Annotated in this window: 19 protein-coding genes; 15 read left to right on the top strand and 4 right to left on the bottom strand. The window is 68.5% G+C overall.

Annotation, left to right across the window (positions count from 1 at the left end; genetic code table 11):
• On the bottom strand, positions 1–1419 hold the full coding sequence (locus BOSE46_RS12535) for an APC family permease (protein WP_159540554.1): 1419 nt from the start codon (positions 1417–1419) through the stop codon (positions 1–3).
• A 98-nt stretch (positions 1420–1517) separates the two neighbouring features.
• Between BOSE46_RS12535 and BOSE46_RS12530 the strand changes: the two genes are divergently transcribed.
• Genes BOSE46_RS12530 through BOSE46_RS12510 form a run of 5 tightly spaced genes read left to right on the top strand, consistent with a single transcriptional unit; the run spans position 1518 to position 4664 of the window.
• Positions 1518–2798 carry a cytochrome P450 gene (locus tag BOSE46_RS12530; RefSeq protein ID WP_159540553.1) on the top strand — a complete coding sequence of 427 codons (1281 nt, stop codon included), beginning with the start codon at positions 1518–1520 and terminating at the stop codon, positions 2796–2798.
• A 1-nt stretch (position 2799) separates the two neighbouring features.
• The gene (locus BOSE46_RS12525; RefSeq protein ID WP_159540552.1) at positions 2800–3783 is read left to right on the top strand and encodes a hypothetical protein; all 984 of its coding nucleotides are present in this window, start codon (positions 2800–2802) and stop codon (positions 3781–3783) included.
• 45 nt (positions 3784–3828) lie between these two features.
• Positions 3829–4065, top strand: coding sequence for a hypothetical protein (locus BOSE46_RS12520; protein ID WP_159540551.1), 237 nt, complete (start codon positions 3829–3831; stop codon positions 4063–4065).
• 20 nt (positions 4066–4085) lie between these two features.
• On the top strand, positions 4086–4388 hold the full coding sequence (locus BOSE46_RS12515; RefSeq protein ID WP_159540550.1) for a hypothetical protein: 303 nt from the start codon (positions 4086–4088) through the stop codon (positions 4386–4388).
• A gap of 18 nt (positions 4389–4406) precedes the next feature.
• Positions 4407–4664: a hypothetical protein gene (locus BOSE46_RS12510; RefSeq protein ID WP_159540549.1), complete on the top strand. Its 258-nt coding sequence runs from the start codon at positions 4407–4409 to the stop codon at positions 4662–4664.
• A gap of 20 nt (positions 4665–4684) precedes the next feature.
• On the opposite strand, the gene BOSE46_RS12505 is transcribed toward BOSE46_RS12510, so the two are convergent.
• Positions 4685–5341 (bottom strand): MBL fold metallo-hydrolase, encoded by a 657-nt coding sequence (locus BOSE46_RS12505; RefSeq protein ID WP_159540548.1) that lies wholly within the window; start codon positions 5339–5341, stop codon positions 4685–4687.
• 203 nt (positions 5342–5544) lie between these two features.
• On the opposite strand from BOSE46_RS12505, the gene uvrA reads away from it, so the two are divergent.
• The 10 genes from uvrA to BOSE46_RS12455 all read left to right on the top strand — a co-directional run bounded on the left by uvrA (position 5545) and on the right by BOSE46_RS12455 (position 17019).
• On the top strand, positions 5545–8409 hold the full coding sequence (gene uvrA / locus BOSE46_RS12500; protein WP_159540547.1) for an excinuclease ABC subunit UvrA: 2865 nt from the start codon (positions 5545–5547) through the stop codon (positions 8407–8409).
• Positions 8410–8418: 9 nt separating this feature from the next.
• A complete protein-coding gene (gene uvrC, locus BOSE46_RS12495) occupies positions 8419–10362 on the top strand; it encodes an excinuclease ABC subunit UvrC (RefSeq protein ID WP_159540546.1) in 1944 nt (647 codons plus the stop codon).
• Complete coding sequence (rapZ, locus tag BOSE46_RS12490; protein WP_159540545.1) at positions 10359–11222, top strand: RNase adapter RapZ; 864 nt, start codon at positions 10359–10361, stop codon at positions 11220–11222. The genes uvrC and rapZ overlap by 4 nt, the downstream gene beginning before the upstream one ends.
• Positions 11219–12196, top strand: coding sequence for a uridine diphosphate-N-acetylglucosamine-binding protein YvcK (yvcK, locus tag BOSE46_RS12485; protein ID WP_159540544.1), 978 nt, complete (start codon positions 11219–11221; stop codon positions 12194–12196). Before rapZ ends, yvcK begins: the two co-directional genes overlap by 4 nt.
• A 51-nt stretch (positions 12197–12247) precedes the next feature.
• Positions 12248–13231, top strand: a complete 984-nt coding sequence (whiA, locus tag BOSE46_RS12480; RefSeq protein ID WP_159540543.1) for a DNA-binding protein WhiA — start codon at positions 12248–12250, stop codon at positions 13229–13231.
• 175 nt (positions 13232–13406) lie between these two features.
• The gene (gap, locus tag BOSE46_RS12475; protein WP_159540542.1) at positions 13407–14411 is read left to right on the top strand and encodes a type I glyceraldehyde-3-phosphate dehydrogenase; all 1005 of its coding nucleotides are present in this window, start codon (positions 13407–13409) and stop codon (positions 14409–14411) included.
• A gap of 3 nt (positions 14412–14414) precedes the next feature.
• Positions 14415–15614: a phosphoglycerate kinase gene (pgk, locus tag BOSE46_RS12470; RefSeq protein WP_159540541.1), complete on the top strand. Its 1200-nt coding sequence runs from the start codon at positions 14415–14417 to the stop codon at positions 15612–15614.
• The gene (gene tpiA / locus BOSE46_RS12465) at positions 15611–16411 is read left to right on the top strand and encodes a triose-phosphate isomerase (RefSeq protein WP_159540540.1); all 801 of its coding nucleotides are present in this window, start codon (positions 15611–15613) and stop codon (positions 16409–16411) included. The genes pgk and tpiA overlap by 4 nt, the downstream gene beginning before the upstream one ends.
• An 18-nt stretch (positions 16412–16429) precedes the next feature.
• Positions 16430–16666, top strand: coding sequence for a preprotein translocase subunit SecG (secG, locus tag BOSE46_RS12460; RefSeq protein WP_082582024.1), 237 nt, complete (start codon positions 16430–16432; stop codon positions 16664–16666).
• Complete coding sequence (locus BOSE46_RS12455; protein WP_159540539.1) at positions 16666–17019, top strand: RNA polymerase-binding protein RbpA; 354 nt, start codon at positions 16666–16668, stop codon at positions 17017–17019. The genes secG and BOSE46_RS12455 overlap by 1 nt, the downstream gene beginning before the upstream one ends.
• A 92-nt stretch (positions 17020–17111) precedes the next feature.
• Here the strand turns inward: BOSE46_RS12455 and pgl are convergent, their stop codons facing one another.
• On the bottom strand, positions 17112–17813 hold the full coding sequence (gene pgl / locus BOSE46_RS12450) for a 6-phosphogluconolactonase (RefSeq protein ID WP_159540538.1): 702 nt from the start codon (positions 17811–17813) through the stop codon (positions 17112–17114).
• A 109-nt stretch (positions 17814–17922) separates the two neighbouring features.
• On the bottom strand, positions 17923–18828 hold the full coding sequence (locus BOSE46_RS12445; RefSeq protein WP_159540537.1) for a glucose-6-phosphate dehydrogenase assembly protein OpcA: 906 nt from the start codon (positions 18826–18828) through the stop codon (positions 17923–17925).

The following is an 18828-nucleotide window of genomic DNA, read 5'->3' as shown; positions in this document are numbered from 1 at the left end:
CTACGGCAGCTCGTGCGGCGGGATGTCCTCGGGATCGGTGATCTCGAGGTCCTCGCCGTGCGCCCTGCGGAACAGGTAGATCGGCACCGACAGCACGAGTCCGATCCCCAGCAGGATGCCCGCGACCTCGTACTGCTCGCTGTCGCGCCCTGACAGCGGAGTCACGAGATAGAGGCACGACAGCGCGCCCGCGACGGCGATCGCGGTGTGCGTGCGGAAGTGCGGACGGTCGACCCGGTCGTGCCGCAGCACGAGCACCGCGACGTTGACGACCGCGAACACCCCGAGCAGCAGCAGCGCCGTCGTGCCGCCGAGCACGGCGATCGCGTCGTCGCTCGCGTTCGAGACGTACGCGATGAGGCCGAATGCCAGCGCGGTGGTGAACAGGATCGATGCCCATGGGGTCCGGTTCTTCGCGTGCACCTTGGACAACGACTTCGGGATGACGCCCTGCCTGGACATGCCGTAGAGAAGGCGGCTCGCCATCATCATGTTGATCAGCGCCGAGTTGGCGACCGCGAACATCGAGATGAACGGCAGGATCTTGTCCATCGGGAAGTCGGGCGCCCCGGCCTTGACGACCTCGATGAGTGGCGTGTCGCTGCCGGCGAGCGTGCCCACCGGCACGAGTGCGACGGCGCAGATCGAGATCAGGATGTAGATCGTGCCAGTGATCCCCAGCCCGGTCAGCATCATCCGCGGGAAGATCTTGTGCGGCTCGTGGCACTCCTCGGCCATGTTGACCGAGTCCTCGAACCCGACCATGGCGAAGAACGCCAGCGAGGTCGCTGTCGTCACGGCCAGGAAGACGTTCTTGTCGTCCGGGGTGTCGAACGCGACGACGCGACCGAAGTCGGCATCGCCGCCGGCGATGGCGTAGCAACCGATGAGGATCACGATGACCAGCCCGGACAGCTCGACGAGGGTCAGCACGACGTTGGCCTTGACGCTCTCGCTGACGCCCCGCAGGTTGACTGCCATGACCAGGGCCATGAAGGCCAGGGCGATCAGCATGATCTCGGTGTTGCTGGCGTCCCACTCGACCCCGGTGGCGAGGTTGGCGGCGAAAGCGCGTGATGCGGTCGACGCCGACGTGATGCCGGAGCACATGACCGCGAACGCGACGATGAAGGTGAAGAAGTGGACGCCGAAGGCCTTGTGGACGTACAGGGCAGCCCCTGCGGCCTGGGGATACTTCGTCACGAGCTCGAGGTAGGAGAACGCCGTGAGCGTCGCGACGATGAACGCGACGAGGAACGGCAACCAGGCCGCGCCGCCGACTTCAGCGGCGACCTGGCCGGTCAGAGCGTAGACGCCGGTGCCGAGGATGTCACCGACGATGAAGAGCAGGAGCAGCTTGGGGCCCATGACCCTTCGCAGCTCGGTCTGCTGACCCGGATCTGACGTGTCGGTACTCATGGTGGCCCCCTTGTGTGCGTGCCGTGAACAGGCACAACTTGCGTCTCACCCTCCCCCGAGTGGCTCCGAGCCGCAACCGGGCAGTGTAGTTTCGACCCGTGGTTGACGTGAGGGCAAAGATCTCCGGCTGGGTCGGCAAGCTGGTCGTCCGACGCATCCAGAAAAAGGGCATCGACCTGTCCCGCATCTCCTTCATCCCGGAGCCGACGAAGGTTCCGCTGCAGCGCAACGGCATGGATCCGGTGCCGCGGATCGCCGAGATCCGGGCGACCGAGCCGATGCACAAGCTCGACCTGCCGTTCAACTTCCGGGCATACCTCGTGACGGGCTACGAGGAATCGCGACAGATCCTCACGGATCGTGACTCCTATTCCAACGACATCCGCCACATGTTCCACGGCGACGGCCCGGCCACGTCCGACGACATCGGCGGCCTGGGGTTCACGGATCCGCCGCTGCACACCCGCCTGCGCAAGATCGTCACGCCGGAGTTCACGATGCGCCGGCTCGCGCGGCTCGAGCCGATGATCGGCCAGATCGTCGACGGCCAGCTCGACAAGCTCGCCGCCGAGGGTTCGGGCGCCGACATGGCCAAGCACCTGGCCTTCCCCGTGCCGTTCCAGACGATCTGCGCGCTGCTCGGCCTCGACTATGAGGACCGTGACGCGTTCGAGAAGCTCGGCAGCGCCCGCTTCGACGCGACCAACGGCGGCGCGGCGGCGTTCGGCGCGGTCTCCGAGCAGCGCGAGTTTCTGTTCGAGGCGGTGGCGAAGCAGCGCAAGGAGCCCGGACCGGGCCTCATCGGGCAGATCCTGCGCGACGAAGGCGACCTGATCTCGGACGTCGACCTGGCCGGACTGGCCGACGGCGTCTTCACCGGCGGATTCGAGACGACCGCGGGCATGATCGCGCTGGGCACGATCGTGCTGCTGCGCGACCCGGCGTACGCCGACCTGATCCGCAAGGGCGATCCCGAGGACGTCGACCGGATCGTCGAGGAGCTCCTGCGCTACCTGGCCGTCGTGCAGGTCGCGTTCCCGAGGTTCGCCAAGCAGGACATGATGCTGTTCGGCAAGCAGCTCAAGGCCGGTGACGTCGTCCTGGCCTCCCTGAGCGGCGCCAACCGCGACCCCAGCTCGGCAGGGGAGCGGCCCGACGAGTTCGACCCCTATCGCGTCCCGGCCAGCGGTCACCTGGCGTTCGGCCACGGCATCCACCGTTGCATCGGGGCAGAGCTCGCCCGCATGGAGCTGCGCATCGCCCTGCCCAAGCTGTTCCAACGATTCCCCGACCTCGCGCTCGCGAAGCCGCAGGAAGAGCTGAGCTTCCGGCAGCTGTCCTTCGTGTACGGCGTCGACGAGCTGCCCGTCACCTTCTGACGTGCCCAGCACCCACGCGCAGACGGCCGCGGAGATCGAGGACTGGTTCGACGACCACGGACTGCCCTACTTCTCCGGCGATCACGCCGACCGGATCGAGAAGTGGCTGTCGAGGAAGCGGATCACCGCCGTCATCGTGCTGATCGTGGCGACGTCGATCGCCGTCGGCGTCGCCGTGGGGGTTCTCGCGACGGATCCCAAGTGGGGACCGGTCGCGGGGATCGCGACATTCCTGGCGCTCCTCGGGCTGTTCGCCGGGCGACTGCTCCGCATGGGCACGATGTTCCGCTGGGCCGTACGTCGTACGTTCGGATCGCTCGGCCTGATGTTCCCGCTGCTGACCCGCGCCCTGCCGCTGCTTCTGCTCGCGGTGACGTTCCTGTTCATCAATGCCGAGGTGTGGCAGGTCGCAGCGTTGATGTCCCGCAACGTGCTGTGGTCGGCGGTGGCGTTCTTCGCCGTGATCGCGACGGTCTTCCTGCTCGTACGCCTGCCCGAAGAGGTGCGTCGCGTCGAGCGCGAGGTCGCCGGCGAGCGACTCGCAGACTGCTGCGTCGGCACCCCCGCAGCCGAGGCGGCGAGACAGATCTCTGCGGCGCCGGCCGACCTACCGCGATTCGCGCGCGCCAACCTGGTCCTGGTGCTGCTGTTCAACCAGGCGATCCAGGTGCTGCTGCTGAGCCTGGGCCTGTTCGTCTTCTTCGTGGTCTTCGGGCATCTCACGATCTCCAACGACACGGTCATGTCGTGGACGCAGCAAGACCACGTGACCGACCTGCCGTCGCGGTTCGGCAAGCACCTGCCGCTGACGAACGAGCTGTTCCAGGTCGCCGTCTTCCTCGCGTCGTTCGCGGGGCTGTACTTCACGGTCTACGCGGTCACAGACGAGACGTACCGCTCGCAGTTCTTCGCCGGCCTGTCGACCGAGCTCGAGCAGGCCGTCGCCGTCAACGCCGTGTACGTCTCACTGCCCCGCGACGAGTAGTCCCTGGCCCTTGCATCCGCGCGGGACTGAGCGCACGATGAAGGCATGGCGCGGAGGAACATCACGCTCCACGAGCATCACCGGCGGTGGGGCATGTACACCGCACTCGTCGTGTTCATCGCGGCGGGCGCAGGGATCGTCGTCGGGTTCGCGCGGGGCGGTGACGTCGACCGTGAGCCGTGGGGCTACATCGCGGTTGCCGTCGCGATCCTGGCGGCCGTGACCGGCCTGCTGCTCGCGTTCGCCCAGGCGGCGTTCGAGAGCCAGGGTCACCACCGCTGACGGTGGTTATGGTCCGGGACATGCGCCGTGCGCTGCCCGCGACCGCGGCGATCGTCGCGCTGGTGGCCGTGTCGTTCGGTGTCGGTTGGGTCGTGAGCGCGTCCGATGAACGAACGGTCACGCGTCACCACCCCGCGGTGGTTCGGCTCAAGCCGCTGCCCGTGCCGCGCGTCGTCATCCCGAATGGTCCCTGGGCCGATCCGCGTCCCACCGCAACGGTACCGGTGCACGTGGCGCCGGTGATGCCGCACGGCCTGCTCGCGGAGCTCGGGTGGTTGCTCGGATTCACTTCCTTCGTGAGGGTCGAACCCGGGCCGGGCTGAGGTGCGTACGCTGCAGGCATGCTCACCGCCGCGATCATCGTCGTCGTCCTGATCGTCGTGTTCGTCTTCGGTGTGCCGTTCGTCGCCGGCCGCGCAGAGCACAACTCCGCCACCGGTGCCTCAGGAGCATCCGGCGCTTTCGGGGTCATGCAGGAGATCTTCCACCCCGCTGCGCACGAGGCGAACATCGTCAAGATGGAGATCCAGCGCAAGAAGGACGTCGCCGAGAGCGGTGATGGCGACGACCGTGATCCTGACGCGGGGCCGAAACACTAGGACCCGGCCCGGTCCGAGGGTCACCAGCCGCGCTCGCGCCACTCCTGCAGGTGTGGTCGCTCCGCGCCGAGCGTCGTGTCGTTGCCGTGGCCGGGATAGACGTGGGTGTCGTCGGGATAGGCGCCGAAGATCTTGGTCTCCACCTCGTCGATCAGCGTGGCGAAGGCGCCCGCATCGCCGAACGTGTTGCCGACGCCGCCGGGGAACAGCGAGTCGCCGGTGAACAGGTGCACGATGCCGTCGGGGTCGTCGTACGCCAGGACGATCGAGCCGGGCGTGTGACCGACGACCTCGATGACCTCGAGCTCGCAGGAGCCGACCCGCACGCGGGCACCCGTACGTACGCGGGTCGTCACCGGCACCGGGAGCTCGTCAGCATCGTCCTCGCCGGCGACGGTCTCCGCGCCGGTGCGCTCGACGATCGCGGCGAGCGCCTGCCAGTGGTCGCCGTGCCGGTGGGTCGTGATGACCCGGGCCAGGCCGTCGCTGCCGATGAGGCCGAGCAGCGTCTCAAGCTCGTTCGCCGCGTCGATCAGAACCTGCTCGCCGGTGAGGACGCAGCGCAAGAGGTATGCGTTGTTGTTCATCTCGCCGACAGCGACCTTGGTGATCATCAGGTCGCCGGCCACCTGCACGTCCGCCGGACCGCCGACCTCGACCTCTCCCGTGTACGTCATGCGCCCAGCCTGCCAGACCCGTCGCGGAGCGGTGACCTGGTCGCCCATCAGGTGGACGGATGGGCGACTAGGTCACCGCCCGGAGGGGAAGAGGACGCTGTGAGCGAACGTACGGTCGCTCGGCGGGTTTCTGTCGGACCTGCTCCATACAATGGAGTGGGCCAAGATTCTGCCCGCAACCGCCAATCATTTCAGGGGAGCCAGTGACCGACCGCCTCGTCATCCGCGGCGCACGAGAGCACAATCTCAAGGACGTCTCACTCGATCTCCCGAGAGACTCGCTGATCGTGTTCACGGGGCTCTCGGGCTCGGGCAAGTCGTCGTTGGCGTTCGACACGATCTTCGCCGAGGGCCAGCGCCGCTACGTCGAGTCGCTGTCGGCATACGCCCGGCAGTTCCTCGGCCAGATGGACAAGCCCGACGTCGACTTCATCGAGGGCCTGTCGCCCGCGGTCTCGATCGACCAGAAGTCCACGAGCCGCAACCCGCGGTCGACCGTCGGCACGATCACCGAGGTCTACGACTACCTCCGCCTGCTCTACGCCCGCGCCGGACGGCCGCACTGCCCGGTGTGCGGCGAGGCGATCGCGCGTCAGACCCCGCAGCAGATCGTCGACCGCATCATGGCCGGCGACGAGGGCACCCGCTTCCAGGTGCTCGCGCCGATCATCCGCGGCCGCAAGGGTGAGTACGGCGAGCTGTTCCGCCAGCTGCAGTCGCAGGGCTTCAGCCGCACGATCGTCGACGGCGAGACCCACATGCTCGCCGACGAGCCGCCCAAGCTCGCGAAGCAGAAGAAGCACACGATCGACGTCGTGGTCGACCGCCTGCAGGTCAAGGGCAGCCAGAAGCAGCGCCTCACCGAGTCGGTCGAGACCGCACTCGGCCTGGCCGACGGGCTCGTCATCATCGACTATGTCGACCTGCCCGAGGACGACGAGCACCGCACGCGCCGGTTCTCCGAGAAGCTCGCGTGCCCCAACGACCACCCGCTCGAGGTCGACGAGCTCGAGCCCCGGTCGTTCTCGTTCAACGCCCCGTTCGGCGCCTGCCCCGAGTGCCACGGCCTCGGCACCCGCATGGAGGTCGACCCCGAGCTGGTCGTCCCCGATGACGCCAAGTCCCTCAACGAGGGTGCCGTCGCCCCGTGGTCGTCGGCGCACGTCGCCGACTACTTCTCCCGGCTGATCGGCGCACTCGCCGACGAGCTGGGCTTCAGCGCCGACACGCCCTGGGGCGACCTGCCCGAGGACGTACGCGAGGCGATCCTGCGCGGGCACCCGACCAAGGTGCACGTCCGCTACAAGAACCGTTACGGCCGCGAGCGGTCCTACTACACCGAGTTCGAGGGCGCGATCACCTACCTCGAGCGCCGCCACGACGAGACCGACTCCGAGACCAACCGCGAACGCCTCGAGGGCTTCATGCGCGAGGTCCCGTGCCGGGTCTGCAACGGCACCCGCCTCAAGCCGGTCATCCTGGCCGTGACGCTCGAGTCCGAGAAGTTCGGCGCCAAGAACATCGCCGAGGTCTGCGCGCTGTCGATCAGCGAGGCGTCCGAATACCTCCAGACGCTCGAGATGAGCGACCGCGAGCGTCAGATCGGCGAGCGCGTGCTCAAGGAGATCAACGAGCGCCTGCGGTTCCTGCTCGACGTCGGCCTCGACTACCTCGCACTCGACCGGGCCGCCGGCTCGCTGTCCGGCGGCGAGGCGCAGCGCATCCGCCTGGCCACCCAGATCGGCGCCGGGCTGGTCGGCGTGCTCTACGTCCTCGACGAGCCGTCGATCGGCCTGCACCAGCGCGACAACCACCGCCTCATCGAGACGTTGCTGCGCCTGCGCGACCTCGGCAACACGCTGATCGTGGTCGAGCACGACGAGGACACCATTCGCGCGGCCGACTGGGCCGTCGACATCGGACCGGGCGCCGGCGAGCACGGGGGACAGGTCATCGTGTCCGGCCCGGTCGACGAGCTCTACGCCAGCGACGACTCGCTGACCGGCCAATACCTGTCCGGCCGCAAGTCGATCCCGCTGCCCGACAAGCGCCGCAAGCGGGTCAAGGGTCGCGAGCTCACGGTGCACGGCGCCAAGGAGCACAACCTCCGCGACATCGACGTGACGTTCCCGCTCGGCATGTTCGTCGCGGTCACCGGCGTGTCCGGCTCGGGCAAGTCGACGCTGGTCAACGACATCCTCTACACGCAGCTCGCCCGCACGGTCTACGGCGCACGTACGATCCCGGGCCGCCACCGCACCATCACTGGGCTCGACGAGGTCGACAAGGTCATCCACGTCGACCAGTCGCCGATCGGTCGCACCCCGCGCTCCAACCCGGCGACCTACACCGGCGTCTTCGACCACGTACGCAAGCTGTTCGCGCAGACGCCCGAGGCCAAGATGCGCGGCTACCAGCAGGGCCGCTTCTCGTTCAACGTCAAGGGCGGCCGCTGCGAGGCGTGCTCCGGCGACGGCACGATCAAGATCGAGATGAACTTCCTGCCCGACGTCTACGTCGCCTGCGAGGTCTGTCACGGCGCCCGTTACAACCGCGAGACGCTCGAGGTGCACTACAAGGGCAAGACGATCGCCGAGGTGCTCGAGATGCCGATCGAGGAGGCCGTCGAGTTCTTCGAAGCCATCCCGGCGATCGCGCGTCACCTGCGCACACTCGTCGACGTGGGCCTCGGCTACGTACGCTTGGGGCAGTCCGCGCCCACGTTGTCCGGCGGCGAGGCGCAGCGCGTCAAGCTCTCGGCGGAGCTGCAGAAGCGGTCGACCGGTCGCACGGTCTACGTCCTCGACGAGCCCACGACGGGCCTGCACTTCGAGGACATCCGCAAGCTCCTCGGCGTGCTGCAGCGCATCGTCGACACCGGCAACTCGGTCATCGTCATCGAGCACAACCTCGACGTCATCAAGACCGCCGACTGGGTCATCGACATGGGCCCCGAGGGCGGCAGCGGTGGCGGTCTGCTGATCGCCGAGGGCACGCCCGAGGACATCGCCAACAGCCCCGACAGCCACACCGGCACGTTCCTCAAGCCGCTACTCGTCACCTCGTAGGCTGGGTCGGTGGCAGATCCCGCAAGCTATCGGCCGGCACCCGGTGAGATCCCCGTCGAGCCGGGCGTCTATCGGTTCCGTGACGCCGAGCGCCGGGTCATCTACGTCGGCAAGGCCAAGTCGCTGCGCCCACGGCTGAGCTCCTACTTCCAGGACATCTCGGGGCTGCACCAGCGCACCCAGCAGATGGTCCTGACCGCGAGCTCCGTCGAGTGGACCGTCGTCAGCACCGAGGTCGAGGCGCTCGCGCTGGAGTACTCCTGGATCAAGGAGTTCGACCCGCGGTTCAACGTCAAGTACCGCGACGACAAGTCATACCCCTGGCTGGCGGTGACAGTCAGCGAGGAGTTCCCGCGCGTCACGGTCATGCGCGGCGCGCAGCGCAAGGGCGTCCGCTACTTCGGCCCGTACGGTCACGCGTGGGCGATCCGCGACACCGTCGACACCCTGCTTCGGGTGTTCCCGATGCGGTCGTGCTCGGCCGGCGTGTTCCGCCGCTCCAAGGCGATCGGCCGGCCGTGCCTGCTCGGCGACATCGGCAAGTGCGCGGCACCGTGCGTGGGCCGGGTCGACGCCGACGAGCACCGTGCGATCGTCAACGACTTCCTGGCCTTCATGGGCGGCCAGACCGCGGGATTCACCAGGCGCATCGAGCAGCGGATGCAGGAGGCGTCGGACAACGAGGAGTACGAGCTCGCCGCCAAGCTCCGCGACGACCTCGGTGCCCTGAGGCGGGTGCTGGAGAAGCAGACCGTCGTGTTCGGCGACGGCACCGACGCCGACGTGCTGGGCTTCGTCGACGACCCGCTCGAGGTCGCGGTGCAGATCTTCTCCGTGCGCGGCGGCCGCATCCGCGGTCAGCGCGGCTGGGTCGCCGAGAAGGCAGACGAGGCCGCGTTCCCCGAGCTCGTGCAGAGCGCACTCATGACCCTCTACGAGGACTCGGCGGCTTCGGCGATCCCGCGCGAGGTGCTCGTGCCGACCCTGCCGGCCGACGCCGCGACGGTCACCGAGCTGCTGAGCGAGCGCCGAGAGGGCCCGGTCACGATCCGGGTGCCCAAGCGGGGCGACAAGCGAGCGCTCATGGAGACCGTCGAGCAGAACGCCAAGCAGTCCCTCATGCGCCACAAGATGAAGCGGTCCTCCGACCTCACGGCCAGGAGCCTCGCGCTCGAGGAGATCCAGGCGGCGCTCGATCTCGAGACCGCACCGCTGCGCATCGAGTGCTACGACATCTCCAACCTCGGGGCCACCGAGACCGTGGCGTCGATGGTCGTGTTCGAGGACGGGTTGCCCCGCAAGTCCGAGTACCGCCGCTTCACGATCCGCAACGAGGGCCAGAGCGACGTCGCCGCGATGCACGAGGTCATCACGCGGCGGTTCACGCAGCTGCTCAAGGCGCGCGAGGGCAACGACGAGGAAGGCCCGGGCATCGATCCCGAGACCGGCAAGCCCCGCCGCTTCGCCTACACACCGGCCCTCGTGGTCGTCGACGGTGGGCCGCCGCAGGTCGCTGCGGCACACGCCGCGATGCAGGAGCTCGGCATCAAGGACATCGCCCTCGTGGGCCTGGCCAAGCGCCTTGAGGAGGTCTGGCTGCCCGACGACGAGGACCCGGTGATCCTGCCGCGCACGAGCGAGGGTCTCTACCTGCTGCAGCGCCTGCGCGACGAGGCGCACCGCTTCGCGATCACGCACCACCGCGGCCGGCGCAGCAAGTCGATGATCGAGAGCGTGCTCGACCCGGTCGCCGGCCTGGGCCCCGCGCGGCGCAAGGCGCTGCTCAAGACGTTCGGCTCGGTCAAGAAGCTGCGAGCGGCGACAGCAGAAGAGATCGCAACCGTGCCCGGCATCGGCGCGGCTACGGCACAATCCATCGTGGAGGCGCTCGCGACCGGCGAGCAGGTACCGGCCGTCAACACGGCAACCGGCGAGATCCTGGAGGACAGTTGACCACCTTGACGCAGTTCGTGCTCGTCACCGGCATGACCGGAGCAGGGCGAGGCTCAGCGGCCAAGGTGCTCGAGAAGCTCGGCTACTACGTCATCGACAACCTGCCGCCCGGCCTGCTGTCCCAGGCCGTCGAGACGGTGCAGGAGTCCAAGGACATCGACCGGCTCGCCGTCGTGGTCGACGCGCGCTCGCGGCAGTTCTTCGGCGGGTTGGTCGAGGCGCTCGAGGACCTGCGCGACAACGGTGTCCACACCAAGATCCTCTATCTCGAGGCGGCCGACGAGGTCCTCGTACGCCGCCAGGAGGCCGCCCGCCGCCCGCACCCCCTGAGCCTCGAGGGCAGGCTGGTCGACGGTCTGGAGCGCGAACGCGAGCTCCTCAACCGCATCCGCGGCCGGGCCGACATCGTGGTCGACACGTCCAACCTCAACGTGCACCAGCTGGGCCAACGCGTGCGGGCGGCGTTCGAGGATCCCGACTCCGGTGGCCTGCGCGCCTCGGTGATGTCGTTCGGGTTCAAGTACGGCCTGCCGATCGACGCCGACATGGTCGCCGACCTGCGCTTCCTGCCCAACCCGTTCTGGGTCGACGAGCTGCGGCCGATGAGCGGCCTCGACCAGCCCGTGCGCGACTACGTCCTGCGCCAGCCCCGGTCGTCGCAGTTCCTCGAGCAGTACGAGGGCCTCGTCGCCCTCCTGACCGACGGCTACCTGCGCGAGGACAAGCACTTCCTGACCATCGCCATCGGTTGCACCGGCGGGCGCCACCGCAGCGTTGCGATGTCCGAGGCGTTCGCCGAGCGGCTGCGCGCCCACGGCGTACGCACTCTGGTGGTCCACCGCGACCTGGGGCGCGAGTGAGCACGGCGCGACCTGCGCATGTCGCCGGGCGTGCCGAGGGTGACCTCAAGGTCGTCTCGCTCGGCGGCGGGCACGGCCTCGCGGCGAGCCTGTCCGCGCTGCGCCGGCTGACGACCGACCTCACCGGAGTCGTGACGGTCGCCGACAACGGTGGATCGTCCGGCCGCATCCGCGCTGAGCTGGGTGGGCTGCCGCCTGGCGACCTCCGCATGGCATTGGCCGCCCTCTGTGGGGACGACGACTGGGGCCGCACGTGGGCGGCGGTCCTGCAGCACCGGTTCTCCGGCAACGGCCCGCTCAAGGACCACGCCGTTGGCAACCTGCTGATCGCCGCGATCTGGGACCAGGTCGGCGACCACGTGACGGGGCTCGACCTCGTCGGCGAGCTGCTCGGCGCGCAGGGCCGGGTGCTGCCCATGGCCGCCGTGCCGCTCGACATCGAGGCCGACGTGCACCTGCGCTCGGCTCCCGACCGGCTGACGCTCGTACGCGGGCAGGTCGAGGTGTCATCGACGGACGGTCAGGTCGTCAGCGTCCGCCTCGACCCGAGCGACCCGCCGGCCTGCCCAGAGGCGGTGGCAGCCGTCGAGGCCGCCGACTGGGTTGTCGTCGGCCCCGGGTCCTGGTTCACCAGCGTCATGCCGACATTGCTCGTCCCTGGGCTGCGCGACGCCCTCACCAAGACCAACGGCAAGCGCATCCTGGTGCTCAACCTGCTCGAGCAGGAGGGCGAGACCGAAGGACTCACACCCACGGACCATCTCGAGGTTTTGGCCGCGCACGCGCCCGAACTCGGGTTGGATGCTGTCATCGCCGACACCAGCCTCGTTGACACGCGTGGCACGCTGGAGTCGACGGCCCGGTCGCTCGGTGCGCGGTTGTATGTCGCGGACGTGGCGGCCAGCCCAGGATCGGACCAGCACGACCCAGGACGGCTCGCAGCCGCCTTCGCCAGGGTCATGAGGACGGCATAGAGTGACACTCTTCTCCCAGAACAAGACGTTGACAGACAGGGGTTCGGCCGCATGGCAATGACGGCTCAGGTGAAGGCAGAGCTTGCCAACACCACGATCACGAAGTCGTGCTGCCGCAAGGCCGAGGTGTCGTCGATCCTGCGATTCGCGGGCGGGCTCCACATCGTCTCCGGACGCATCGTCGTCGAGGCCGAGCTCGACACCGGAGCAGCGGCCCGCCGCCTCCGCAAGGACATCGCCGAGATCTACGGCCACGAGAGCGAAGTCCTCGTGATGCAGAACGCCGGCATCCGCAAGGACACCCACTACGTCGTGCGGGTCTCCAAGGACGGCGAGGCGCTGGCCCGCCAGACCGGGCTCGTCGACGGCAGCGGCCGGCCCATCCGGGGTCTGCCGCCCCAGGTCGTCTCCGGCTCGTCGTGCGATGCTGTCGCCGCGTGGCGCGGAACGTTCCTGGCACACGGCTCATTGACCGAGCCGGGCCGCTCGTCGGCCCTCGAGGTCAGCTGCCCTGGCCCCGAGGCGGCACTCGCACTGGTCGGCGCCGCCCGTCGCCTGGGCATCAGCGCCAAGGCGCGCGAGGTGCGTGGCGTCGATCGCGTCGTCATCCGTGACGGTGAGGCGATCGGTGCGCTCCTGACCCGGCTCGGCGCGCATGAGTCGCTGCTGGCCTGGGAGGAGCGCCGCATGCGCCGCGAGGTCAGGGCGACCGCCAACCGGCTGGCCAACTTCGATGACGCCAACCTCCGCCGCTCGGCCAGGGCTGCTGTCGCCGCCGGTGCGCGCGCCCAGCGGGCGCTGGAGATCCTCGGCGAGGAGGTGCCCGACCACCTCAAGATGGCCGGCAGCCTGCGGGTCGAGCACCGCCAGGCCAGCCTCGAGGAGCTCGGACAGCTGCACGAGCCGGCGCTGACCAAGGACGCGATCGCCGGTCGCATCCGCCGGCTGCTCGCGATGGCCGACAAGCGGGCCGAGGAGCTGGGCGTGCCCGACACAGAGGCGACGCTCGGTGACGAGCGCCTCGCCGAGGGCTGATCCTTCGGTCGCTGCGCTCCCCCCCCTACTCGTAGAACTCGTGGGGGGACCCCCACCGCGACTTCGTCGCTAGGAACCGCCAGTCTCACGGCCCTGAGGTGACTCGCCGGTAGTGAGGGCAACTCGGTAGGGTTACGCATGTCACCCACATCGACCCGCAGGAGACACGTTCCCCGTGACCGTACGCGTAGGTATCAATGGATTTGGCCGTATCGGCCGTAACTTCTTCCGCGCGGCTCGTGCCGCCGGTGCAGACATCGAGATCGTCGCCGTCAACGACCTGACGGACAACAAGACGCTCGCCCATCTCCTCAAGTACGACTCGATCCTCGGCCGTCTCGACGCCGACGTCACCTACGACGAGGGCTTCATCTACGTCGGCGACCAGAAGATCGCCGCGTTCGAGGAGCGCGACCCGGCCAAGCTCGACTGGGCCAGCGTCGGCGCCGACATCGTCATCGAGTCGACCGGCTTCTTCACCGACGCGACCAAGGCCAAGGCCCACATCGACGGCGGTGCCAAGAAGGTCATCATCTCGGCCCCGGCCAAGAACGAAGACGTCACGGTCGTCATGGGTGTCAACCACGAGCTCTACGACCCGGCCGCCCACAGCGTGATCTCCAACGCGTCGTGCACGACCAACTGCCTCGCCCCGATGGCCAAGGCCCTCAATGACGGTCTCGGCATCGAGCGCGGCCTCATGACGACGATCCACGCCTACACGCAGGACCAGAACCTGCAGGACGCGCCGCACAGCGACCTGCGTCGCGCCCGCGCCGCCAACCTCAGCATCATCCCGACGTCGACCGGCGCCGCCAAGGCCGTCAGCCTCGTGCTGCCGGAGCTCAAGGGCAAGCTCGACGGCTACGCGCTCCGCGTGCCGGTGCCGACGGGTTCGGCGACGGACCTGACGTTCACCGCTTCGCGCGAGACCACGGTCGAAGAGGTCAACCAAATCGTCAAGGACGCCGCTGAGGGCGCCATGAAGGGCTTCCTCGTCTACACCGAGGACCCGATCGTCTCGGCAGACATCGTCACGGACCCCGCGTCGTGCATCTTCGACTCGGGCCTGACCAAGGTCATCGGCGACCAGGTCAAGGTCGTCGGCTGGTACGACAACGAGTGGGGCTACTCCAACCGCCTCGCCGACCTCGTCGTCCACGTCGGATCGTCGCTCTGAGCTGTGAAGACTGTTTCGGACCTGGGAGACCTGCGCGGCAAGCGCGTTCTCGTCCGCAGTGACCTCAACGTGCCGCTCGACGGCACGACGATCACCGACGACGGTCGCGTACGCGCGAGCGTGCCGACGATCAAGCGTCTTGCCGACGCAGGTGCCCGCGTCCTCGTGACGGCCCACCTGGGTCGTCCCGACGGCGTGGCCAACCCGAAGTTCTCCTTGGCGCCGGTCGCCGAGCGGCTCGCAGAGCTGCTCGGCGCGCCGGTGCTGTTCGCCAACGACACGGTCGGCCCCGAGGCCAACCGCATCGCGTCGGCGCTCCAGGACGGCCAGGTCGCCGTGCTGCAGAACGTACGGTTCAACGAGGCCGAGACGAGCAAGGACAAGGACGAGCGGCGGGAGTTCGCCGGCAAGCTGGCCGACCTCGCCGATGTGTTCGTGTCCGACGGTTTCGGCGTCGTGCACCGCAAGCAGGCCAGCGTCTACGACATCGTTCGTGAGCTGCCGTCAGCCGTCGGTGGGTTGGTCGAGGCCGAGGTCGACGTGCTCAAGCGCCTCACCGAGAGCCCCGAGCGCCCCTACACCGTGGTGCTCGGCGGGTCCAAGGTCTCCGACAAGCTCGGCGTGATCGACAACCTGCTCGACAAGGCCGACAACCTGCTGATCGGTGGCGGGATGGTCTTCACGTTCCTCAAGGCGCAGGGCCACGAGGTCGGCAAGTCGCTCCTCGAGGAGGACCAGCTCGACATCGCCCGTGGCTACATCGAGCAGGCCGCCAAGCAGGGCGTACGCCTGGTGCTGCCGACGGACATCGTCGTCGCGCCGGAGTTCGCCGCTGACGCGCCCGCCACGATCGTCGCAGCTGATGCGATCCCGAGCGACCAGCTCGGTCTCGACATCGGTCCGGACTCCTCGGCGGCGTTCGCCGAGATCATCCGCGGCTCCAAGACGGTGTTCTGGAACGGCCCGATGGGCGTGTTCGAGATGGCGGCCTTCGCAGCCGGCACCAAGGCGGTCGCCCAGGCGCTCACCGAGGTCGACGGCCTCTCGGTCGTCGGCGGTGGCGACTCCGCCGCGGCCGTACGCCAGCTCGGTTTCGCCGACAGCGACTTCGGACACATCTCCACCGGGGGAGGCGCGAGCCTCGAATACCTCGAGGGCAAGACGCTGCCCGGACTCGCCATCCTCGAAGGGGACGATGCATGACCGCCCGCAAGCCACTCATGGCCGGCAACTGGAAGTCCAACCTCAACCACCAGGAAGCCGTGGTGCTGGTCCAGAAGCTCGCCTGGACCCTGCAGGACAAGAAGCACGACTTCGACAAGGCTGAGGTCGTCGTGATCCCGCCGTTCACCGACATCCGCAGCGTGCAGACGCTCGTCGACGGTGACCACCTGGCGATCGGCTACGGCGCCCAGGACGTCTCCGAGCACGACGGCGGCGCCTACACCGGTGAGATCGCCGCCTCGATGCTCGCCAAGCTCGGCTGCTCCTACGTCGTCGTCGGACACTCCGAGCGCCGCGAGTACCACGCCGAGAGCGACGAGCTCGTCAACATCAAGGCGGGCAAGGCCCTCGCGGCCGGCATGAGCCCCATCGTGTGCGTCGGCGAAGGTCTCGAGATCCGCCAGGCCGGCACGCACGTGGCCTACACGCTGGACCAGGTCGACGGCTCGCTGGCGGGCTTCACCGCCGAGCAGATGGCCTCGGTCGTCATCGCGTACGAGCCCGTGTGGGCGATCGGCACGGGTGAGGTCGCGACTCCGGAGGACGCGCAGGAGGTCTGCGCAGCAATCCGTTCGCGTGTCGAGGAGACCTGGTCGCCCGAAGTCGCAGGAGCATTGCGTATCCTTTACGGCGGATCAGTGAAAGCGGCGAACATCGCCGCCATCATGGCGAAGTCGGATGTCGACGGAGCCTTGGTCGGCGGAGCAAGCCTCCAAGCGGAGGAGTTCGCCGGGATCGCCCGGTTCTATGCCATGCCGGACCTGTCCGGCGCCTGACAACGAAGGCCCCATCTCGTGATTTTGACGTTCTCCGTAATCCTGGCGATCAGCAGCGTGCTGATGATCGTCCTGGTCCTCATGCACAAGGGACGCGGAGGCGGTCTCTCCGACATGTTCGGTGGCGGCGTCTCCAGCTCGCTCGGCGGCTCATCGGTCGCCGAACGCAACCTCGACCGCATCACGGTCGGTATCGCAGTCGTCTGGGTCGTGTGCATCTTCGCACTCGGCCTGCTACTGAAGGTGAGCAACTAGTGGCAGCAGGTGCTATCCGGGGCAGCCGTATCGGCTCTGGCCCCATGGGCGAGGCTGAGCGCGGTGAAGCCGCTCCGCGTCAGTTCGTGACGTTCTTCTGCATCAACAACCACACGACTGAGCTGCAGTTCGCGATCGAGGCCGAGGTGCCGGAGTCGTGGGACTGCCCGCGGTGCGGCATGCCGTCGAGCGTCGACGCCGAGAATCGGCCGACTGCCAAGAAGATCGAGCCCTACAAGACGCACCTCGCGTACGTGAAGGAGCGTCGCTCCGAGACCGAGGCCGACGAGATCCTCAAGGAAGCCATCGACCTCCTGCGCACCAAGCGCAAGACCGGCGAAGTCATCTTCTGATCCCGCGTTGAGCGGTGACGTAGGGCCCAGGATCGCGATGATCCTGGGCCCTACGTCACCGCCGAGAGGCCGCGGTGGGCCCTAGGTCACCGCTACAGCTGGGAGGCGGCGGCTTCGTCGAGCAGCCAGGCCGTCTCGGTACGACCGCGAGCGCCACGCGCAGGGGTGTCCTCGAGCGTTCCGTCGCCCAGGGCCTGGGCGACCGCCCCGGCCTTGCCCTCGCCGGCGACGATGAACCACACCGCCTCGGAGTTGTTGAGGGCCGGGAACGTCAGCGAGATGCGTACGGGTGGCGGCTTGGGAGAGTCGAACACCTCGACCGCGAGCCGCTCCGTCTCGTGCAGCTGGTCGAAGCCGGGGAACAGGGACGCGACATGCCCGTCGGGACCGACGCCGAGCAGCGTGACGTCGAACGGCGCCGAAGGCAGCGCGGCAGCATACTGATCGGCCGCCTCAGCCGTGCTGAGGTCGCACCCGTGCGCCGGCATCGAGTGGATGTTGGCGGCGGGCACGCCCAGGCGGTCCAGGAAGGCGTCTCGCGCCTGCTGGTCGTTGCGGTCGGCATGGCCATCCGGGACGAATCGTTCGTCGCCCCAGTAGAAGTCGACCTGGGTCCAGTCGATGAGCTCGCTCTGGATCAGCTCGTAGGCGTCGATGGCGATCGTCCCGCCGGTCAGCACGATGCTCGGGCGTCGTCCCTCGGCCTGGATCAGCGCGATGCGACCCGTGAGCCGGTCGGCGATCGCCCCCGCGAGCGCCGGAGCGTCCGGGTAGACCTCCTCGATCATCGTCATGCCGACACCTTCGTCAAAAGGCCAACGATACGAAGGTGGCGGCATGACAGCCCCTTGGTTCGCGCCCCCTGCTCGCAGAGCTCGCGGGGGGACCCCCAGCTGCGCTCGCTCATGCCTCCGCCAGCATGTGCTTGATCGTGGCCTCGTAGACGTCGTCGGCGTCGAGCCGGCGCAGGTCCTCGGCCAGGAGTTCCGCGAGCGTACGCGGGCCGAGCGGCACCTCGCGAGGCGAGGAGCCGGGCACGCTGAAGTGGCACGAGTGATCCGTGATCCGTTCGATCAGCACATCGCCGTTGGGCGTGTGGAGGACGACGGACATGATCTGGGCGCCGCTGTCGCTCTTGCGGGTCTTGATGTCGACCTTGAGGCGGCTCTCGAGCCACGCGACGAGCAGCGTGGCTGCGGGGTTGCCGCTGCCGGCGATGACCGTACCGCCCGTGACCTTGCCGTCGGACTGGTCGAGCGCGGCGGCGAGCAGCGCGCGCCACGGGGTCAGGCGGGTCCACGACAGGTCGGTGTCGCCGGCGACGTAGTGCCGGGCGACGTTCTTGAGCGACCTGATGGGGGAGTCGGTCGCCTCGGCGTCGGTCAGGCGGCGACGAGCCAGCTGGCCGATGGCGTCCTGCGACGGATCCGTCGGCGGCTTGCCCGGCCACCAGACGACCACGGGGGAGTCCGGCAGCAGGAGCGGCAGCACGACCGACTCGGCGTGCTTGGTGAGCTCGCCGGAGATGCGCAGCAGGATCGACTCGCCGGACGAGTTCTCACCGACCCGCACCTTGGCGTTGAGCTCGGCGGCGCCGCGCCCGTCACCGAGGATCACGCCGATGACGCGCGACGGGTGCTCGCGCGACAGTGTCGTCGCGGTCTTGAGCGCCTCGCCGACGTTCTCGTCGTCGGTCACGACGAGCAACGTCAGCACCATGTCCATGGCGGGGCTGCCGGCAGCGACCCGCGCCTTGACCATCGCGCGGGCGATGCGGGACGAGTTGGTCTTCTCGAGTGCAATTTCCAT

Source organism: Aeromicrobium sp. 9AM, from assembly GCF_902506105.1.
Taxonomy (GTDB): domain Bacteria; phylum Actinomycetota; class Actinomycetes; order Propionibacteriales; family Nocardioidaceae; genus Aeromicrobium.
This window is presented reverse-complemented; position numbering and strand designations above follow the sequence as displayed.